Here is a 15,895-nt window from a genome sequence, read left to right as displayed (position 1 = left end):
TTGCTCACTCGTCGTCCCCGGCCTCTTCGTTCTCGGTCTCATCGTTCTCGGCCGCCCGTGCCCGCGGATCCCCGAGGCCCTCGATCGGCACCTGCGGGCAGTCCTTCCACAGCCGCTCCAGGCCATAGAAGTCGCGCTCGTCCTCGTGCTGGACGTGCACCACGATCTCGACGTAGTCGAGCAGGGCCCAGCGGCCCTCGCGGGTGCCCTCGCGCCGCACCGGCTTGAAACCGGCCTCGCGCAGCTTGTCCTCGATATTGTCGACGATCGCGTTGACCTGGCGTTCGTTGGGCGCGGACGCGATCACGAAGCAGTCGGTGATGACCAGCTGCTCGGAGACGTCGAGCACGACCACGTCGGCGGCCAGTTTCTCGTCGGCGGCCAATGCGGCCACCGTCGCCATCTTGACCGCTTCTGCCGATGCTGCCACCCTGCTACCTCTTCCTGCGCACTCTCACAATGCACTGTCTGTATTTGCGGCCTGTACTTACGATGCGCTGTCTTGCGGCACGTACAGGTGCCGTTTCGATATGTATTGGACGACCCCGTCGGGGACGAGGTACCACACCGGTCGACCCTCCCCCGCCCGTCGGCGGCATTCGCTCGACGAGATGGCCAAGGCCGGGATTTCGACCATCGTGACCGTGCCCTCCGGGTAATCGCGGAGAAAATCGGCCAGGTGGTCGATGTTCAATTCGTACCCCGGACGGGTCACGCCGACGAATTTCGCCAGCTCGAACAGCTCCGACCAATCCTGCCATGTCAGGATGCTGGCCAGCGCGTCCGCTCCGGTGATGAAGTACAGATCCGCGTCGGGGTGCTGTTCGGTCAGGTCGCGCAGGGTGTCGACGGTGTAGGTCTCCTTGCCGCGGTCCACGTCCACGCGGCTCACCGAGAAGCGCGGATTGGAGGCGGTCGCGATGACCGTCATGAGATACCGGTCCTCGGCCGCGCTGACCGCCCGATCGCCCTTCTGCCAGGGCTGACCGGTCGGTACGAAGATCACTTCGTCCAGGTCGAACCGGTTCGCGACCTCACTGGCCGCGACCAGGTGCCCGTGGTGGATGGGGTCGAAGGTGCCGCCCATCACGCCCAGCTTGCGGCGACCGTTCGTATGCACGAAAAGCGAGCTTACCGGGGGCTATTGCGTCGGGCGCGCACCGGTGCGGGGGACGATGGTGTCATGCAGAGCACACTGATCGACGTGAAGACCGGCCGCAGCGAAGTCGTTCATGACCTCACCCCGCAGTGTGCGGCCTTCCTGCGCGAGACCGCGAGGGGCGGTGACGGGCTGTTGCACGTGTTCGTGCCGCACGCGACGGCGGGCATCGCGCTCATCGAACTCGGGGCCGGCAGCGACGACGACCTGCTCGCCGCGCTGCGGGACCTGCTGCCCGCCGACGACCGCTGGCGGCACGCCCACGGCTCGCGGGGACACGGCCGCTCCCACGTGATGCCCGCCCTCATCGCGCCCTACGCGACCATCCCGGTGCTGGGTGGCGAGTTGGCGCTGGGCACATGGCAATCGATCGCGATGGTGGACCTCAATGTCGACAACCCGGAACGACAGGTCCGGCTGTCGTTCCTCGCGGGTTAGACGGGCAGCAGCCGCCCCACCACCGCCGTGAGTTGGCGGGCGGAGCGGCATTCGTGCATCTCGATGATGTCCGCGTACTTGGTGGCGGCGGAATCGCCGGTGCCCCACATCTTCTCGGCCTCGGGGTTGAGCCAGTAGGCGTGTTTGGCGGTGTCGACCAGGCGGCGCAGGGTGTCGAGGGCCGGGTCGCGGTAGTTGGTGCGGGCGTCGCCGAGGATGAGCAGCGAGGTGCGGCTGGTGACGGCGTCGGGGAAGTTGTCGGCGAAACCTTCCAGGGCCGAACCGTAGTCGGAGTGGCCCTCGATGCCGACCACCTTGGATTCGGTGAAGATGCGGCGGGTCAATTGATCCAGGGGTGTCTTGGCGTCGAAGAGCTGGGTGACCTCGTCCACCTGATCGACGAAGGCGAAGATGCGCACGCGCGAGAACTGTTCGCGCAGGGCGTTCACCAGCAGCATGGTGAAGCTGGAGAACCCCGCCACCGAGCCCGAGATATCGCACAGCAGTACGAGATCCGGCCGACCGGGACGCGGCTTGCGGGTCACCAGATTGACCGGAACACCGCCGGTGGACATGGATTTGCGCATGGTCTTGCGCAGATCGATCTCCCCGCGCCGGGAGCGACGGCGGCGAGCGGCCAAGCGGGAGGCCAGGACTCGGGCCAGGCGCTGGCTGCTGCGCCGCAGTTCATCGAGTTCGGTCTGGGAGATGCGCAGGAAGTCGGCGTCCTCGGCCTGCCGGGCGACACCGTAGGTGGCGACGCGGTCACGCCCGATCCGTTCGGCCACCCGGCGACGGGTCTCCGCCTCGACGGTGCCCCGAAAGTCCTTGATGCGCTGGCGCGCCGTGCGCCGCGCGACCTCCGCGTCGAATCCGGACGGGTCGAAATCGGAGTTGTCCATGCCCTGGGCCAGCCCGGCGAGAATCTTGCTGACCAGCAGTTCGGGCTGCACATCCTTCAGGGTCTGATACGCCGAGAAGGACGGCCCGCCCGCCGCCTGATACTGGCCCATCTGCTCGACCATCTGCGCGGCCAGCGCCTGCAACTGCTGCGCCTGTTCCCCGGACGGATCCTGCATCAGCAACTCCGCCAACATCTTTCGCAGTTCGAGAATGTCGACCGAGCCGTCCGGCTTCATCGGCAGCTCGACCTCCTCGGCCCCGATGCGCTCCCCGAGCGCGGCCGGGAACCACAGGTCGAACATGCCGTCGAAGGTGGCGCGCTGGGTGGTGCGGCGCAGCAGCGCGCACGCCAGACCCTCGCGCAGGGCTTCACGATCCATCAGATCCAGCACGGTGAGAACCTGTCCGGCATCGACGGTTTCGGACGGCCCGACCGGAATTCCCCGCCCGCGCAACGCCTCCACGAACCCGACCAGATGCCCGGGCAGCCCGTGCTCGGCCGTCGGCCCGGGCACGGTCACCGTCTTGGCCGGTGTCCCACCCGAGATCGCCCGCATGGCAGCCGAAACCAGCCCCCGCGAGGAATTCTCTCTGCCCTTCGATGGCCCAGACGCCCCGGCCACGATCAGGCCAGCTTCAGCTCGTTGAGCGCGCGCACGTGATCGGCCTGATGCTTGAGCACCACACCGAGCGTCGCGCGCACCGTCTTGTCGTCGAGATCCTTCGCGCCCAAGGCCAACAGCGTGCGCGCCCAGTCGATGGACTCCGCCACCGACGGCAGCTTCTTGAGCTGCATCCCGCGCAGCACGTGCACGATCCGCACCAGCTGCGCGGCGACCGCGGGCTTCAGCTCCGGCACCCGGCTGGCCAGGATGCGACGCTCGAGCTCCTCGTCCGGGAAGTCGATGTGCAGGTACAGGCAGCGCCGCTTCAACGCCTCGGACAGTTCGCGGGTGGCATTGGAGGTCAACACCACGAACGGCTTGCGCGTCGCGGTGATCGTCCCCAATTCCGGCACGGTGACCGAGAAGTCGCTCAGCACCTCGAGTAGCAGGCCCTCGATCTCGACATCGGCCTTGTCGGTCTCGTCGATGAGCAGCACGGTCGGCTCGCTGCGCCGAATCGCGGTCAGCAGCGGGCGTTCCAGCAGGAATTCCTCGGTGAAGACGTCGGCCTTGGTCTCGGCCCAATCGTTCTCCGCGGACGCCTGGATGCGCAGGATCTGCTTGGCGTGGTTCCACTCGTAGAGGGCGCGGGCCTCGTCCACGCCCTCGTAGCACTGCAGCCGCACCAGTTCCGCGCCCGCGACCTGCGCGACGGCCTTGGACAGCTCGGTCTTGCCGACACCGGCCGGACCCTCGATGAGCAGTGGCTTGCCGAGTCGATCGGCGAGGAAAACCGAAGTGGCCGTGGCCTTGTCGGCCAGGTAGCCGGTGTGGCCCAGCCGCTCGATCACATCGTCGACCGACGAGAAGATCGGCTCCTGGTTGGGTGCGGTGGTGACCACGGGCCCCCGTCCTTTCATCAACAGCTCGGGGCTAAACCGGGCGAATTTGCCCGTCGCCCCACACGATCCACTTGGTGGAGGTCAGTTCGGGCAGGCCCATGGGGCCGCGGGCGTGCAGCTTCTGGGTGGAGATGCCGATCTCCGCGCCGAAGCCGAACTGCTCGCCGTCGGTGAAGGCGGTGGAGGCGTTCACCATGACGGCCGCGGCGTCCACGCGAGCAGTGAACTCGCGGGCGGCCTTCAGGTCACCGGTCACGATGGCCTCGGTGTGGCCGGTGCCCCACTCGTTGATGTGCTCGACCGCCGCGTCCAGGTCGTCGACGACCTTCAAAGCGATGTCGAGGGACAAGTATTCGTCGGCCCAGTCGGTGTCGGTGGCGGGCACCAGACCCGGCAGGTCGCCGTGAATGGTGACGCCCTTGTCTTCGAGGGCCTTGATCATGCGCGGCACCGCGAAATCGGCGATGGCCCGGTCGATCAGCACCGTTTCGGCGGTATTGCACACCGACGGCCGCCGGGTCTTGGCGTTGATCAGGATGGACTCGGCCATGTCCAGATCGGCGTCGCGGTGGATGAAGACGTGGCAGTTGCCGGTGCCGGTCTCGATGGTCGGCACCAGCGCGTCGCGCACCACGGCATTGATCAGGCCCGCGCCGCCGCGCGGAATCACCACGTCGACCAGACCGCGCGCCTGGATCAGATGGGTGACGCTGGAGCGATCCTCCGACGGCAGCAGCTGCACGGCGTCGGCCGGCAGCCCCTGCGCCGCGAGCGCCTCCCGCAGCACCTTCACCAAGGCGGCGTTCGACTTTGCCGCCGAGGACGAACCGCGCAGCAGCGCCGCGTTACCCGACTTCAGCGCCAGCCCGAAGGCGTCGACGGTGACATTCGGCCGCGCCTCGTACACCATGCCCACGACGCCGAGCGGGACCCGCACCTGGCGGATCTCCAGCCCGTTGGGCAGCGTCGACCCGCGCACCACATCGCCCACCGGATCCGGCAGACCCGCGACCTGCCGCAGCCCCGAGGCGATCCCGTCGATGCGGGCCTCGGTCAGCCGCAGCCGATCCAGCAGCGAGTCGGCGGTGCCGCCCGCCTTGGCGGTCTCGAGGTCCTCGGCATTGGCGGTCAGCACCGCGCTCTTGGCCGCGAGCAGCGCGTCGGCCGCGGCGTGCAGTGCGGCGTCCTTCTGGGCGGTGGTGAGCTGAGCCAGGATCCGCGACGCCACCCGAGCCCGGCGTGCCGAGTCGTGCACCACCTCGCGGACGGCGTCCCGGTCGGTCGTCGTGGGAGCAGTCATGGGAACAGATTACTGATTAGCTTCCGCTGCCGGTCGGGGGCAGGTTGTCATCGCGGTCGTGGTGGTCCTCCCACCAGTCGCGGCAGCCCTCGCGCCAGTATTCGCGCTGGATGTGGCAGTGCCACCAGTGCCAGTCGTCGGCGTCGACGAATCGCGCCGACGGGGCGGTGACGGCCGGGTCCTGGGTGAGGGGCACCGGGTCGGCGGCGGCGAGGGCCGTGGTGGCCAGGGGCGCGGTCACGACCGCGAGCACCAGCAGGCCGCGGGTGGCGGAGCGGCGAAAACCGGTCGTGGGGCGTCGAACAGCGGCTGTAGTCATGCCGAAATCACCTTCATCATTGGGGGAACTGCTCCGAAAGTGGCGGAGCGCGAACATGATTCAAATCCAGCGGACCCGAGATCCCCAGCGATCGCGGCCCTTCTTCAGCACACCTTCAGATGCCGGTCGAGCGCGGCGGATCTTGCTACGGTGGGCAGATGACCGCGAGCATCCGGTTGTCCTCGGGCACCGGCCGATGGGTTCTTCTCGCGACCGTCCTCGGTTCGGGGATGGCCATGCTGGACGCGACCGTCGTGAATGTGGCACTGCCGAAGATCGGCGACGAGTTCGGCGCGTCCATGGCCGGGCTGCAGTGGACGGTGAACGCGTACACGCTGACGCTGGCCGGACTGATCCTGCTCGGCGGATCGCTGGGCGACCGGTTCGGGCGGCGCAAGGTATTCCTCATCGGCGTGGTGTGGTTCGCCATCGCCTCGGCCCTGTGCGGTGCGGCGCAGGACGTTTCGATGCTGATCGCGGCCCGCGCCCTGCAGGGCATCGGCGGCGCGCTGCTGACACCCGGGTCACTGGCCATCATTCAGGCCTCGTTCCGGCCCGACGAGCGGGCCCGCGCGGTCGGGGCCTGGTCCGGGCTGGGCGGTGTGGCCGGTGCCATCGGGCCGTTCCTGGGCGGCTGGCTGGTGCAGGCGGCGGGCTGGCGGTGGGTTTTCCTGCTCAATATCCCGCTGGCCGCGGTGGTGGTCGCGGTGACGGCCCGGCATGTGCCCGAGACCCGGGATACGGAGGCGCACGGGCGATTCGATGTGCTGGGCGCGGTGCTCGCGGCCGCCTGCCTGGCCGGGATCACCTATGCGCTGACCATGGCTCCCGAGCACGACACGAATCGAATGCTGGTGTGGGGCAGCGCCCTTGTGGGCGTCGCGGCCGGTGCGGGCTTCGTGGTGGTGGAGCGGCGACGCTCGCGGGCCGGGCACGACCCCTCGGCCATGCTGCCGGTGGACGTGTTCGCCTCCAAACAGTTCACCGCCATCAATGTGGTCACCTTCGTCATGTACGGGGCGATGAGCGTGGTCTTCTTCCTGCTGGTGCTGACCCTGCAGGTGGTGGCCGGTTTCAGCCCGATCGCGGCGGGCACGGCCATGCTCCCGGTCACCGTTCTCATGCTGCTGTTCTCGGCCCGCTCCGGTGCCCTCGCCCAGCGCATCGGCCCGCGCTGGCCGATCACCGTCGGCGTGCTGCTGGCCGCGGCGGGCATGGTCCTGATGACCCGCATCGGCGTGCACACCTCCTACCTGCGCGATGTGCTGCCCGCCGCACTGGTTTTCGGTCTCGGCCTGGTGCTCGCGGTCGCCCCGCTCACCGCCACCGTTCTCGCCACCGCCGACGAGCGGCACGCGGGCGTGGCCAGCGGCGTCAACAATGCGGTGGCCCGCGCCGCCGGTCTGCTCGCGGTGGCGGCGATCCCCCCGCTGGCCGGACTCACCGGCGCCGCCTACACCAATCCCGCCGACTTCGATCACGGCTTCCGAATCGCCATCTTCACCTCCGTGATCCTCATGGTCGCGGCCGCGGCCCTGGCCTTCCTCACCGTCCGCGACGACGCCCTGCGCACCGCCCCACCCGAGTGCGAACCCGAATGCCGCACCTTCTCCGCCGTCGCCAGCCCGCCCCTGGAACCCCGCCACTCCACCACCACCGGAAGCGAGCCCGCATGACCGGGGCCCGGATCGTGGTGGTGGGCAGCGTCAATATGGATCTGGTGACGACCGTGCGGCGGCGGCCGGAGCCCGGGGAGACGGTGTCGGGCGAAGGGTTCGCGCTGGTGCCGGGCGGGAAGGGGTCGAATCAGGCGATCGCGGCCCGGCGGGCGGGCGGCGCGGTCGAGTTCGTGGGGGCCGTCGGCGGGGATGTGTTCGCGGCGGCGTTGCGGAAGGTGTTGAGCGAGGCCGGGGTTGGGGTGACTCGACTGCGGGAGGTGGACGGCCCGAGCGGGACCGCGACCATCGTGGTCGACGGCGACGGCGAGAACACGATCATCGTGGTGGCGGGCGCCAATGGGCGAATGACGGAATTGACCGCGGGTGACCTGGATTCGATCGCGGCCGCCGATGTGCTCATGTGCCAGTTGGAGATTCCGGTCGAGACGGTGCTCGCCGCGGCGCGGCACGCGCGGGCGAACGGGACCGTCGTGCTGTTGAATCCCTCTCCGGTGCAGGAACTTCCGGCACAGTTGTGGGCGGAAGTCGATGTGGCGGTCGTCAACGAGGGCGAAGCGACACGATTGAAGGCAGACCTCGCCGACGTGCCCCATGTGATCACGACACTCGGGGCCGCCGGGGCCTCCTATCGCGGCCCGGACGGACACACCCGCTCCCATCCCGGCGTTCCGGTGCGGGTCGTGGACACCACCGGCGCGGGCGATTCGTTCACCGGCGCGCTCGCCGCGCACTGGCACGAAGGCCCCGAGACCGCGCTGGCCTGGGCGTGCACGGCGGGGGCGCTGGCCACGACGAAATTGGGTGCCAGCGCCTCGATTCCGGAGTTCGAGGAGATTCGCCGGGCGCTCGCCGACGGCGGGACGCGATAGCCGGACGGGAACAGATCACGGCGGCCGGCCATTTCCATCCAGTGGACATTCGACCAAGAGTTGAACCGGGCGAGCGTCCACGACGTTCGGCATCGAACACAGGATTCAGGAGATGGGCCAATGGATTTGGGACTGGGCGGCAGAACTGCCCTGGTGACGGGCGCCTCGGCTGGCATCGGCGCGGAGATCGCGCGGGTGCTCGCCGCCGAGGGCTGCGGGCTGCACCTGGCGGCGCGCAACAAGCAGCGGCTCGACGAGCTCGCCGAGCGGTTGCGCGCGGCGCACGGGGTGCGGGTCCACACTCATCCGGTTGATCTGCGCTCGGCCGAGGATATCGACGGTTTGCTGGAAGGCATTGGGGCACCGGACATTCTGGTCAACAATGCGGGCGACATTCCGGGCGGAAACCTGGCCTCGATCGACGCGCCGACGTGGCGGCACGCCTGGGATCTCAAGGTTTTCGGATACATCGACCTGAGTCGCCTGGTCTACGCGCGCATGAAGGAGCAGGGCCGCGGGGTGATCGTGAATGTCATCGGTTCGGCGGGCGAGCGACCCGATGCCGAGTACATCGCGGGCAGCACCGGCAATGCCGCCCTCATGGCCTTCACCCGGGCGCTGGGCAGCAAGAGCTGGCGTGACGGCATCCGGGTGGTGGGCATCAATCCGGGCCCGGTCGCCACCGACCGCATCGTCACGCTCATCGAGACCAATCCCCGCTTCGCCGACATGGCCGCCGACTTCCCGTTCGGCCGTCCGGCGCACACCCGCGAAATCGCCGATATGGCAGCGTTTCTCGCCTCGGACCGGTCGGGTTATACCACCGGAACCATCGTCACCATCGACGGCGGCCTCAGCCTGATCTGAGGCTCAGGCCACCGAGGTCTTGCCCGTGTGCAGGGCAACCAGTTCGGACAGCTGTTTTCCGGCGCGTTCCAGCGGCGCGGTCGAGCGTGTCGCCAGCGACATGACGACCGCGCCCTCCACGGCGGCCACGATGGTGGTCGCCAGCGAGCGCGCGATATCGGTCGCCACGCCCTCCACCTCGAGCCGCTCGGCGAGAATGCCCTCCCACTCGGTGAAGGTCTCCCCCGCCACATCGGCGGCCTGCGGCGACTCCGAGCGCCCCAGGGCCGCGGCCACGATCGGGCATCCGGAGGTGAAATCGGTCGAGACGAGCGTCTCTCGCCACATGTCCGGGAAGGCGGCGATCGCGCTGGACAGATCCGTGCTGGCGAGGACGGTCCGCATGAGGGCGCTCGAGGCCTGACCGGCGGCCCGGGTGGCCTCGGCGACCAGCTCGGATTTGCCACCCGGGAAATTCAGGTAGATGGACCGGCGCGAGATGCCACTGTGATCGAGCAATTGGGCGATGCCGGTCCCGGCGATGCCATTGCAGCGCATCAGGGCGATGGCGCTGTCGATGAGGCGGTCGCGGGCACCCATGAACGGTTCCTCCTTGCTGTATACCGATCGGTGTACTACCGTTTCGATATACCAATTGGTCTACCTAGTGTAGTCATCCGCTCGACCTTCGACGAGACCGTGCCGAAAGAAAGAAACGGGGCCCTGCCATGCCGACCCTGCACGATCCCCTGCCGCTGGCCAGTGGTCAGGTCCTACCCAACCGCATTATGAAATCCGCCCTCAGCGAGGGGCTGGCGAATGCCGAGAATGCGCCCGACGCGCGGCTGGAACGGCTGTACGGGCGCTGGAGTCGCGGCGGGTTCGGGCTGATCGTGACCGGCAATGTGATGGTCGACCGCCGGCACTGCGGCGAGCCGGGCAATGTGGCCATGGAGGACGAACGACACCTGGGCGCGCTGACCCGCTGGGCCAAGATCGCCAAGGACGGCGGCAGCAAGGTCTGGGTACAGCTGAATCATCCTGGGCGGCAGGCGAATCCGATTGTGACGCGCACCCGCGCGGTCGCGCCGTCGGCCATTGCCATGGGCATTCCGGGCGTCCCCGCGCCGCGCGCGCTGAGCGAGGAGGAGATCCTCGACATCATCGCCCGCTTCGGCCGCGCCGCCCGGGTCGCCGAGGCCGCCGGATTCGACGGCGTGCAGATTCACGGCGCGCACGGCTATCTGGTGTCGCAGTTCCTCTCGCCGCTGTCGAATCAGCGCACCGACGCCTGGGGCGGTGACGCGGAAAGGCGGCGGCGCTTCGTGATCGAGGTCGCGCGCAGCATTCGCGCCGCGGTGAGTCCGGGCTTCGGGCTGGGCATCAAGCTCAATTCGGCCGACTTCCAGCGGGGCGGTTTCACCGAGAGCGAGTCGCGCGAGGTCATCGAGAAGCTGTCCGCAGAGCATGTGGATCTGTTCGAAATCAGCGGTGGCAGTTACGAATCCCCCGCCATGATGGGTCGCCCCCGCACCGCGTCGGCCAGCACCCGGGCCCGGGAGGCGTACTTCCTCGACTACGCCGAGACCGCGCGGCAGGCGGCGGGTTCGGTGCCGATCGCGGTGACGGGCGGATTCCGGTCCCGCGCCGCCATGTCGGAAGCGCTCGCCGAGGGCACCTGCGACATCGTCGGGCTGGGCCGCCCGTCCGCGGTGATTCCCAGCGCCGCGGACGACCTACTCACCGAACGCACCGATACCCTGCGCACGCCGCACATCTCGCTGGGCCTGCCCCCACGGCTGGCCGCGAGCGGCAGCATGAAGTCGTTCGACGGCGCGCTGGATCTGCAATGGCACACCGACCAACTCCACCTGATCGGAGCGGGCGGTGATCCCGATCCCGATCGCTCCCCGTGGCGCACGGCGGTAACCATGCTGCGCCGCAACGGTTTCGACGCCTTCCGCAGCAAGCGCTCCGCGGCCCCCAAATCGGACCCGAAATCGGCCACCGACAAGGCCGCCCGCAAGTTCCGAATGGAACGCGCCATGGGCCGCTACGTCATGAATCCGACGGTCCGCGCCCTCGACAAGATCGGCGTGCGCACCGCCTTCGCCAGTGAGATCGAGACCATCGGCCGCAAATCCGGTGAACCGCGCCGGGTCCCGGTCTCCCTGCTCTTCGACGACGAGGGCGCGTGGGCCATCTGCCAGCACGGCCTGCGCTCGGGCTGGGGCCTCAACATCAGCGCCAACCCGAATGTCCGTGTCCGCCAAGGCGATGCCTGGCGTACCGGCACCGCGGTCCTACTCCCCGACGACGACGTCGTGGCCCGCACCCGCACCTTCGCCCCCCACCCGACCCTGGCCCCCTTCACCCGCAGCGTCTTCGCGGCCCTGGAAAGCGACCCGGTCACGGTCCGCATCACCTTCACGGATCGATAGGCACACGCCGTCACTACGATCGGGATCCGCGTCAGCTCGAGTCGCGGATATCCCGTTCTTGCAATTCAGGCAATACCCGAGCCACAGTCGCGAAATCCGCGTCGGCGTGCAGGACCGTCAAACCATGGTGAACAGCGGTCGCGCATACGACGAGGTCAACAACTCCAGCGGACCGGTGCTGACCACGTTGCGTCAACTTGTATTGCGCGGTGTCGACCCAACGCCAGACAGATTTCGGCACGGTTGCCAGGCCGAATACAGTGTCCAGATCCGCAGCAATCTCGTCGCGATCGGTCGGCCCAGTAGCCGAGAAGAGCAGTTCAGCGCGGGTCGCTTCGCATATTGACAAAGCAGCCGCGTCAATTTCCGGCTGCCATGTAGAAAAGATCTTGTCATCCCGGAAGAGGCGCCAGAGCGCAGATGTGTCGACGAGGTATCCGATCACTCGCCGAATACCTCCCTGCGAGCAGCCTTCTCGGCTTCGTACGCCGCAGCGGCCTGATCGAAGTCACCGCGTTGGCCTCGTTCGAACAATCGCTGAGCGGCTTCGACTCGGCGAACCCTGCTGATGTAGTCACGTAGGGCCTGGTTGACGGTGTCCTTCTTGGTTTTGGTACCCATCAGGCGCATCGCCTCGACCAGTGCGTCGTCATCCAGGTCGATCTGAGTAACCGTCATCAGAATCTCCTCAATGTTGGCGATATACATATCGAGCATACATTCTGAGGATAGCCATGAAAAGGCCCGACGCGTAGCGAATCGTTCCTAAGCTTCTCCCTCCAGCTTCTCCCCGCCCATATCGTGACGGCGTTGCTCGACAGCACCGGTTTCACAGTGGCGGAACATGTTTCGCTACGTGATGCCGTCGACGCCGCCCTTTGGCGGCGCGACGACGCCCTGCACCCGGCCGACTTCTGCCGACTGGTGCGTGCTCACAACTCCGGGCGGACCAGGATTTGAATGTGATCGTCCGGATTGCGCAGTGATTCGATGGCACCGGCGACGCCGTCCAACCCGACCTCGTCGGTAATCAAGGAGGCGGCGTCGACGGTGCCGTCGGCTATGCGGTGCAAGGTCTTCGCGTATTCCTCGTGGGGGTAGACCATGCACATTTGCAGGGAGATGTCCTTGTAGATGCCGACGATGGGGCGGATGACGTCGTCGGTCATGACCGCCCCGATTTGGAGGATGGCGGTTTCGCGGGGGACCTTGTACATGAGGTCGTTGAGGAGGCCGGGGACCGAGGCGCAGACCCAGACGTGCAGCTTCTGGCCGGGCGAGGCGAGCTCGCGCCACACCTCGATCGGGTCCTCGAGCGCGGGATCCACGACGCGGTGCGCGCCCAGACGCTGGGCGGCTTCGCGGCGCAGCTTGGAAGGATCCGAGGCCACGATCGGGGCGACGCCGCGCTCGACCAGTGCCGCGACCGCACCCAAACCTACGGGGCCGCAGCCGATCACGATGCCGGTGCCGTCGGGTCCGATACCGGTGCGGGCCACATTGCCGAAGCCGACGGCCAGCGGCTCGGTCATGGCCGCCACGTGCGGCGGCACGTGCTCGGGGATGGGTTCCAAGGCCATGGCCTGCAACACCATTCGCTCGCCGTAGCCGCCGGGGAACTCGTTGGAATAGCCGACACCGTGGATCCCGCCCGCCGCATCGAGGGCCCAGGGCAGCGCGACCACATTCTGCCCCTCGACAAACGGCGTGTCCGGACCCGCGCCGATGACCCGCGCCGCCAGCTCGTGCCCCATCACCAGGTCTCGATGCGGGTCGAACAGGAAGGTCGGCACCCCCGAATCCCGTGAGGCTTGCAGGAATTCGTCGGTGTAGTCGAGAGCCTGCTTATCGGACCCGCAGATCCCGCAGGCGATGGTCTCCACCAGCACCTGTCCGGGCCCGGGCACCGGCTCGGGCACCTCGTCCACCACGAGTTCGCGATTGCGCATGACTACGGCGCGCATGGGAGTGTCCTTCCGTTCCGGACGCGGGCGGCGTCAGCCGCGGGCCCATTCGTGGCCCCAGTAGCTGTCGGCGGTCATCTCCTCGGCGACATAGTCGTCGCCGACCAGCATTCCCTCGCAACCGAATTCGAGATCCCAGTTGCCGGGGGTGCGGACGTAGAAGGAGATCATCTTGTCATTGGTGTGGCGGCCCAGCGTCGAGGACAGGTGATAGCCCGCCTTGTTCACGCGATCCAGCGCGCGGCCGACATCGTCGAGCGCATCGACCTCGACCATGACGTGCACGATGCCCGGCCCGTCCGGCCGCGAGCCCGGAATCAGCGCCAGGCTGTGATGGCGCGGGTTGACGCCCAGGAAGCGAATCCAGATGGGATGCTCGGGCGGGCCGACGCGGAAGGAGCCGCGCGAGGCGAAGCCCAGCACGTCGGTGTAGAACTGCCGTGCCTCCTCGATGTCGCGCACCGGCAGTACCACGTGCCCGAGCCCGAGATCGCCGGTGACGAAGCGGTTTCCGAACTTGCCGACCACCGGCGAGTGGTCAAGCAGCGGCCCGTGGAAGACCTCGATGGTGAACCCGGACGGGTCGACGAAGGAGATGGCCTCCTCGACATGCCGGTTGGCGGCCTCGGCCACCGACAGCGTGGCCACCGCCACCCCGGCCTTCTCCAGGGTCTCGCGCACCAGGTGCAGAGACCGGCGGTCGGCGACCTGCCAGCCGACGGCGATGACCGCGTCGCGCTCACCGGGCACCAGCTCGAAGCGGTAGGTGTGCTCGTCCACGCGCAGGTAGATCGAGTCCGGATTGGGACCGGTGCCCTCGGCGAAACCGATGGTGTCGAAGGCGAATGCGCGCCAGGCGTCCACATCGGCGATGTGGGCGCGCACGTAGCCGAGGGAGGCGAATGCGGCCATGGTGTACTCCTCGCGAATATCAGTCGTAGGTGACGGTGACGTTGTCGGTGACCGGAACGGCCTGGCAGGCAAGGACATAGCCGTCGGCGATGTCGGCCGCTTCGAGAATCTCGTTGCGGCGCATGCTCACCTCGCCGGCGACAACCCGGCAGACGCAGGCGCTGCACGCGCCCTCCTTGCAGGAGTAGGGCGCGTCGAGGCCCTCGGCGAGCATGGTGTCGAGCAGGGTTTGCCGGCGCGGCCAGGTGAGCTCGTGATGCGCGCCGTCCAGCTCGACCCGCGCGATCGCGGCATCCCCGTCGTCGATCTCGACATCGCCTGCGGGGGTGTCGTTTTCGAACGGATTGCCGGTCAGCGAGACGAACTTCTCGATGTGCACGCGCTTGCGCTGCGCACCGAGCTCGGCCATGGCCGCCGCGACCGCGTCCATGAACGGGCCGGGACCGCAGACGAAAACCTCCCGACCCGCCCACGGACGGGCCAACGCGGCCAGGCCGGCCACGCTCGGCAACCCCTGGACCGACTGCAGCCAGTGCAGCACCAGCAGTCGATCCGGGTGCGCGGCCGCCAGTTCCGCGAGCTGTGCGGCGAAGATAACCGAATTCTCGTGCTGATTGGCGTAAATCAGCGTGCAATGGCCCGTGCCCTGTGCGAGCACGGATTTCAGGATGGACAGCACGGGGGTGATGCCGCTGCCGCCCGCGAACAACAGCAGATCGGTGTCCAGTGAGTCTGGGGTGAAGACGCCGGCGGGCGGCAGCACATCCAAGGTCATGTCCTCGGCGGCGTTGTCGCACAGCCAGTTCGAGCCGTAGCCGTCGACGGTGCGTTTGACGGTCACCCGCAGTGGCCCGTCCTCGTGCGGCGCACTCGACAGCGAGTAGCAGCGGCTGACCGATCCGGTCCGGTCACTGGGGATGCGCAGGGTCAGGAATTGGCCGGGCCGATAGTCGAACCGCTCGGCGTGCGCGGACTCGGGGGCGAGTTCGAGCGACACCGCGTCCGCGGTCTCCCGGATCACGCGCACGATGCGCACGGTGGCGACGCCCGCGGCTCGCGCCGACGCGATCGCGTCCATTTCCGTCACCGTCATCGCTCCACCAGCTCCATGCTCGACCAGTTCCATTCCTGTACTTGCTGTTTGCCCATCGACCGCACCGAACGGTCATGCTCCGCACCGACTCAATGTGACGTGTGACACAACCGTTTCGGCGGGGTTTCCGTTTTGTTCAGGGACGGGCCGGGTAACCCATCCCAAGGGCCGACCGCCGACGACGCCGGGCGGCCTCCCCCCGGGGCAGCATTCCTAGGCCAAGGTCCGGCCACGAGTACGCACATCCACATCCCGAGTGCTGACGTGGACCGCGCCCGCCGCCACCGCCTCATCGATGCTGGTGCGCAGTGCGCCGCAGGTGTGCGCCCGCGGCCCGTTTCCGGTGAGCTCCGTGCAATCCGCCCTCGCGGTTTTGTTCCACTGCACGCTGGTGTGCTGATCGCTGTACTTCTCCACCAGCACGCACGTCCCGCAGGACCCGCACGAAACCTTGTCCATCGCAGT

The 15,895-nt window shown here is 68.0% G+C and carries 18 protein-coding genes; 5 read left to right on the top strand and 13 right to left on the bottom strand.

Features of this window, described 5'->3' with window-relative positions; genetic code table 11:
- Nucleotides 1-4: 4 nt before the first annotated feature.
- Entirely contained in the window at nucleotides 5-430 is a 426-nt protein-coding gene (gene rsfS / locus VMT65_RS30050; protein ID WP_326311852.1) for a ribosome silencing factor, read from the bottom strand.
- Between the two features lie 57 nt (nucleotides 431-487).
- Entirely contained in the window at nucleotides 488-1,120 is a 633-nt protein-coding gene (gene nadD / locus VMT65_RS30045) for a nicotinate-nucleotide adenylyltransferase (protein ID WP_326311851.1), read from the bottom strand.
- Nucleotides 1,121-1,183: 63 nt separating this feature from the next.
- On the opposite strand from nadD, the gene VMT65_RS30040 reads away from it, so the two are divergent.
- Nucleotides 1,184-1,597, top strand: coding sequence for a secondary thiamine-phosphate synthase enzyme YjbQ (locus VMT65_RS30040; RefSeq protein WP_326311850.1), 414 nt, complete (start codon nucleotides 1,184-1,186; stop codon nucleotides 1,595-1,597).
- On the opposite strand, the gene VMT65_RS30035 is transcribed toward VMT65_RS30040, so the two are convergent.
- The 4 genes from VMT65_RS30035 to VMT65_RS30020 all read right to left on the bottom strand — a co-directional run bounded on the left by VMT65_RS30035 (nucleotide 1,594) and on the right by VMT65_RS30020 (nucleotide 5,626).
- Complete coding sequence (locus tag VMT65_RS30035) at nucleotides 1,594-3,057, bottom strand: vWA domain-containing protein (protein ID WP_326311849.1); 1,464 nt, start codon at nucleotides 3,055-3,057, stop codon at nucleotides 1,594-1,596. The two genes, VMT65_RS30040 and VMT65_RS30035, sit on opposite strands and share 4 nt — an antisense overlap.
- 68 nt (nucleotides 3,058-3,125) lie before the next feature.
- Nucleotides 3,126-4,007 (bottom strand): AAA family ATPase, encoded by an 882-nt coding sequence (locus VMT65_RS30030; RefSeq protein ID WP_326311848.1) that lies wholly within the window; start codon nucleotides 4,005-4,007, stop codon nucleotides 3,126-3,128.
- Between the two features lie 31 nt (nucleotides 4,008-4,038).
- Complete coding sequence (locus VMT65_RS30025; RefSeq protein ID WP_326311847.1) at nucleotides 4,039-5,307, bottom strand: glutamate-5-semialdehyde dehydrogenase; 1,269 nt, start codon at nucleotides 5,305-5,307, stop codon at nucleotides 4,039-4,041.
- Nucleotides 5,308-5,323: 16 nt separating this feature from the next.
- Nucleotides 5,324-5,626, bottom strand: a complete 303-nt coding sequence (locus tag VMT65_RS30020; protein WP_326311846.1) for a hypothetical protein — start codon at nucleotides 5,624-5,626, stop codon at nucleotides 5,324-5,326.
- 158 nt (nucleotides 5,627-5,784) lie between these two features.
- On the opposite strand from VMT65_RS30020, the gene VMT65_RS30015 reads away from it, so the two are divergent.
- The 3 genes from VMT65_RS30015 to VMT65_RS30005 all read left to right on the top strand — a co-directional run bounded on the left by VMT65_RS30015 (nucleotide 5,785) and on the right by VMT65_RS30005 (nucleotide 9,041).
- Nucleotides 5,785-7,302: an MFS transporter gene (locus VMT65_RS30015; protein ID WP_326311845.1), complete on the top strand. Its 1,518-nt coding sequence runs from the start codon at nucleotides 5,785-5,787 to the stop codon at nucleotides 7,300-7,302.
- On the top strand, nucleotides 7,299-8,174 hold the full coding sequence (locus tag VMT65_RS30010) for a ribokinase (RefSeq protein WP_326311844.1): 876 nt from the start codon (nucleotides 7,299-7,301) through the stop codon (nucleotides 8,172-8,174). Before VMT65_RS30015 ends, VMT65_RS30010 begins: the two co-directional genes overlap by 4 nt.
- A 120-nt stretch (nucleotides 8,175-8,294) precedes the next feature.
- A complete protein-coding gene (locus tag VMT65_RS30005) occupies nucleotides 8,295-9,041 on the top strand; it encodes a short-chain dehydrogenase/reductase (RefSeq protein ID WP_326311843.1) in 747 nt (248 codons plus the stop codon).
- Nucleotides 9,042-9,044: 3 nt separating this feature from the next.
- On the opposite strand, the gene VMT65_RS30000 is transcribed toward VMT65_RS30005, so the two are convergent.
- Nucleotides 9,045-9,620, bottom strand: a complete 576-nt coding sequence (locus VMT65_RS30000; protein WP_326311842.1) for a TetR/AcrR family transcriptional regulator — start codon at nucleotides 9,618-9,620, stop codon at nucleotides 9,045-9,047.
- A gap of 128 nt (nucleotides 9,621-9,748) precedes the next feature.
- On the opposite strand from VMT65_RS30000, the gene VMT65_RS29995 reads away from it, so the two are divergent.
- Nucleotides 9,749-11,461 carry a nitroreductase family deazaflavin-dependent oxidoreductase gene (locus VMT65_RS29995; RefSeq protein ID WP_326311841.1) on the top strand — a complete coding sequence of 571 codons (1,713 nt, stop codon included), beginning with the start codon at nucleotides 9,749-9,751 and terminating at the stop codon, nucleotides 11,459-11,461.
- Nucleotides 11,462-11,492: 31 nt separating this feature from the next.
- Here the strand turns inward: VMT65_RS29995 and VMT65_RS29990 are convergent, their stop codons facing one another.
- The 6 genes from VMT65_RS29990 to VMT65_RS29965 all read right to left on the bottom strand — a co-directional run bounded on the left by VMT65_RS29990 (nucleotide 11,493) and on the right by VMT65_RS29965 (nucleotide 15,889).
- On the bottom strand, nucleotides 11,493-11,906 hold the full coding sequence (locus VMT65_RS29990; RefSeq protein WP_326311840.1) for a PIN domain nuclease: 414 nt from the start codon (nucleotides 11,904-11,906) through the stop codon (nucleotides 11,493-11,495).
- Nucleotides 11,903-12,178, bottom strand: a complete 276-nt coding sequence (locus VMT65_RS29985; RefSeq protein ID WP_442790329.1) for a type II toxin-antitoxin system VapB family antitoxin — start codon at nucleotides 12,176-12,178, stop codon at nucleotides 11,903-11,905. Before VMT65_RS29985 ends, VMT65_RS29990 begins: the two co-directional genes overlap by 4 nt.
- 215 nt (nucleotides 12,179-12,393) lie before the next feature.
- Nucleotides 12,394-13,425, bottom strand: coding sequence for a zinc-binding dehydrogenase (locus VMT65_RS29980; RefSeq protein WP_326311839.1), 1,032 nt, complete (start codon nucleotides 13,423-13,425; stop codon nucleotides 12,394-12,396).
- Between the two features lie 33 nt (nucleotides 13,426-13,458).
- Complete coding sequence (locus VMT65_RS29975; protein ID WP_326311838.1) at nucleotides 13,459-14,337, bottom strand: VOC family protein; 879 nt, start codon at nucleotides 14,335-14,337, stop codon at nucleotides 13,459-13,461.
- Between the two features lie 19 nt (nucleotides 14,338-14,356).
- Nucleotides 14,357-15,415: a 2Fe-2S iron-sulfur cluster-binding protein gene (locus VMT65_RS29970; protein WP_442790338.1), complete on the bottom strand. Its 1,059-nt coding sequence runs from the start codon at nucleotides 15,413-15,415 to the stop codon at nucleotides 14,357-14,359.
- A gap of 228 nt (nucleotides 15,416-15,643) precedes the next feature.
- Nucleotides 15,644-15,889: a hypothetical protein gene (locus VMT65_RS29965; RefSeq protein ID WP_326311836.1), complete on the bottom strand. Its 246-nt coding sequence runs from the start codon at nucleotides 15,887-15,889 to the stop codon at nucleotides 15,644-15,646.
- Nucleotides 15,890-15,895 lie beyond the last annotated feature (6 nt).

The sequence above is a fragment of the Nocardia sp. CDC153 genome (genome assembly GCF_035818515.1).
GTDB lineage: Bacteria > Actinomycetota > Actinomycetes > Mycobacteriales > Mycobacteriaceae > Nocardia.
Note: the sequence above shows the minus strand (reverse complement) of the source record. Positions and strands in the feature narration are given on the sequence as shown.

What these genes read in the sequence shown, in the direction of transcription:
- VMT65_RS30040 (WP_326311850.1), top strand. Translation starts at nt 1,184, where the DNA reads ATGCAGAGCACACTGATCGACGTGAAGACCGGCCGCAGCGAAGTCGTT.
- VMT65_RS30035 (WP_326311849.1), bottom strand. Translation starts at nt 3,057, where the DNA reads ATGCGGGCGATCTCGGGTGGGACACCGGCCAAGACGGTGACCGTGCCC.
- VMT65_RS30025 (WP_326311847.1), bottom strand. Translation starts at nt 5,307, where the DNA reads ATGACTGCTCCCACGACGACCGACCGGGACGCCGTCCGCGAGGTGGTG.
- VMT65_RS30020 (WP_326311846.1), bottom strand. Translation starts at nt 5,626, where the DNA reads ATGACTACAGCCGCTGTTCGACGCCCCACGACCGGTTTTCGCCGCTCC.
- VMT65_RS30015 (WP_326311845.1), top strand. Translation starts at nt 5,785, where the DNA reads ATGACCGCGAGCATCCGGTTGTCCTCGGGCACCGGCCGATGGGTTCTT.
- VMT65_RS30010 (WP_326311844.1), top strand. Translation starts at nt 7,299, where the DNA reads ATGACCGGGGCCCGGATCGTGGTGGTGGGCAGCGTCAATATGGATCTG.
- VMT65_RS30005 (WP_326311843.1), top strand. Translation starts at nt 8,295, where the DNA reads ATGGATTTGGGACTGGGCGGCAGAACTGCCCTGGTGACGGGCGCCTCG.
- VMT65_RS30000 (WP_326311842.1), bottom strand. Translation starts at nt 9,620, where the DNA reads ATGGGTGCCCGCGACCGCCTCATCGACAGCGCCATCGCCCTGATGCGC.
- VMT65_RS29995 (WP_326311841.1), top strand. Translation starts at nt 9,749, where the DNA reads ATGCCGACCCTGCACGATCCCCTGCCGCTGGCCAGTGGTCAGGTCCTA.
- VMT65_RS29985 (WP_442790329.1), bottom strand. Translation starts at nt 12,178, where the DNA reads ATGCTCGATATGTATATCGCCAACATTGAGGAGATTCTGATGACGGTT.
- VMT65_RS29980 (WP_326311839.1), bottom strand. Translation starts at nt 13,425, where the DNA reads ATGCGCGCCGTAGTCATGCGCAATCGCGAACTCGTGGTGGACGAGGTG.
- VMT65_RS29975 (WP_326311838.1), bottom strand. Translation starts at nt 14,337, where the DNA reads ATGGCCGCATTCGCCTCCCTCGGCTACGTGCGCGCCCACATCGCCGAT.
- VMT65_RS29970 (WP_442790338.1), bottom strand. Translation starts at nt 15,415, where the DNA reads ATGGACGCGATCGCGTCGGCGCGAGCCGCGGGCGTCGCCACCGTGCGC.
- VMT65_RS29965 (WP_326311836.1), bottom strand. Translation starts at nt 15,889, where the DNA reads ATGGACAAGGTTTCGTGCGGGTCCTGCGGGACGTGCGTGCTGGTGGAG.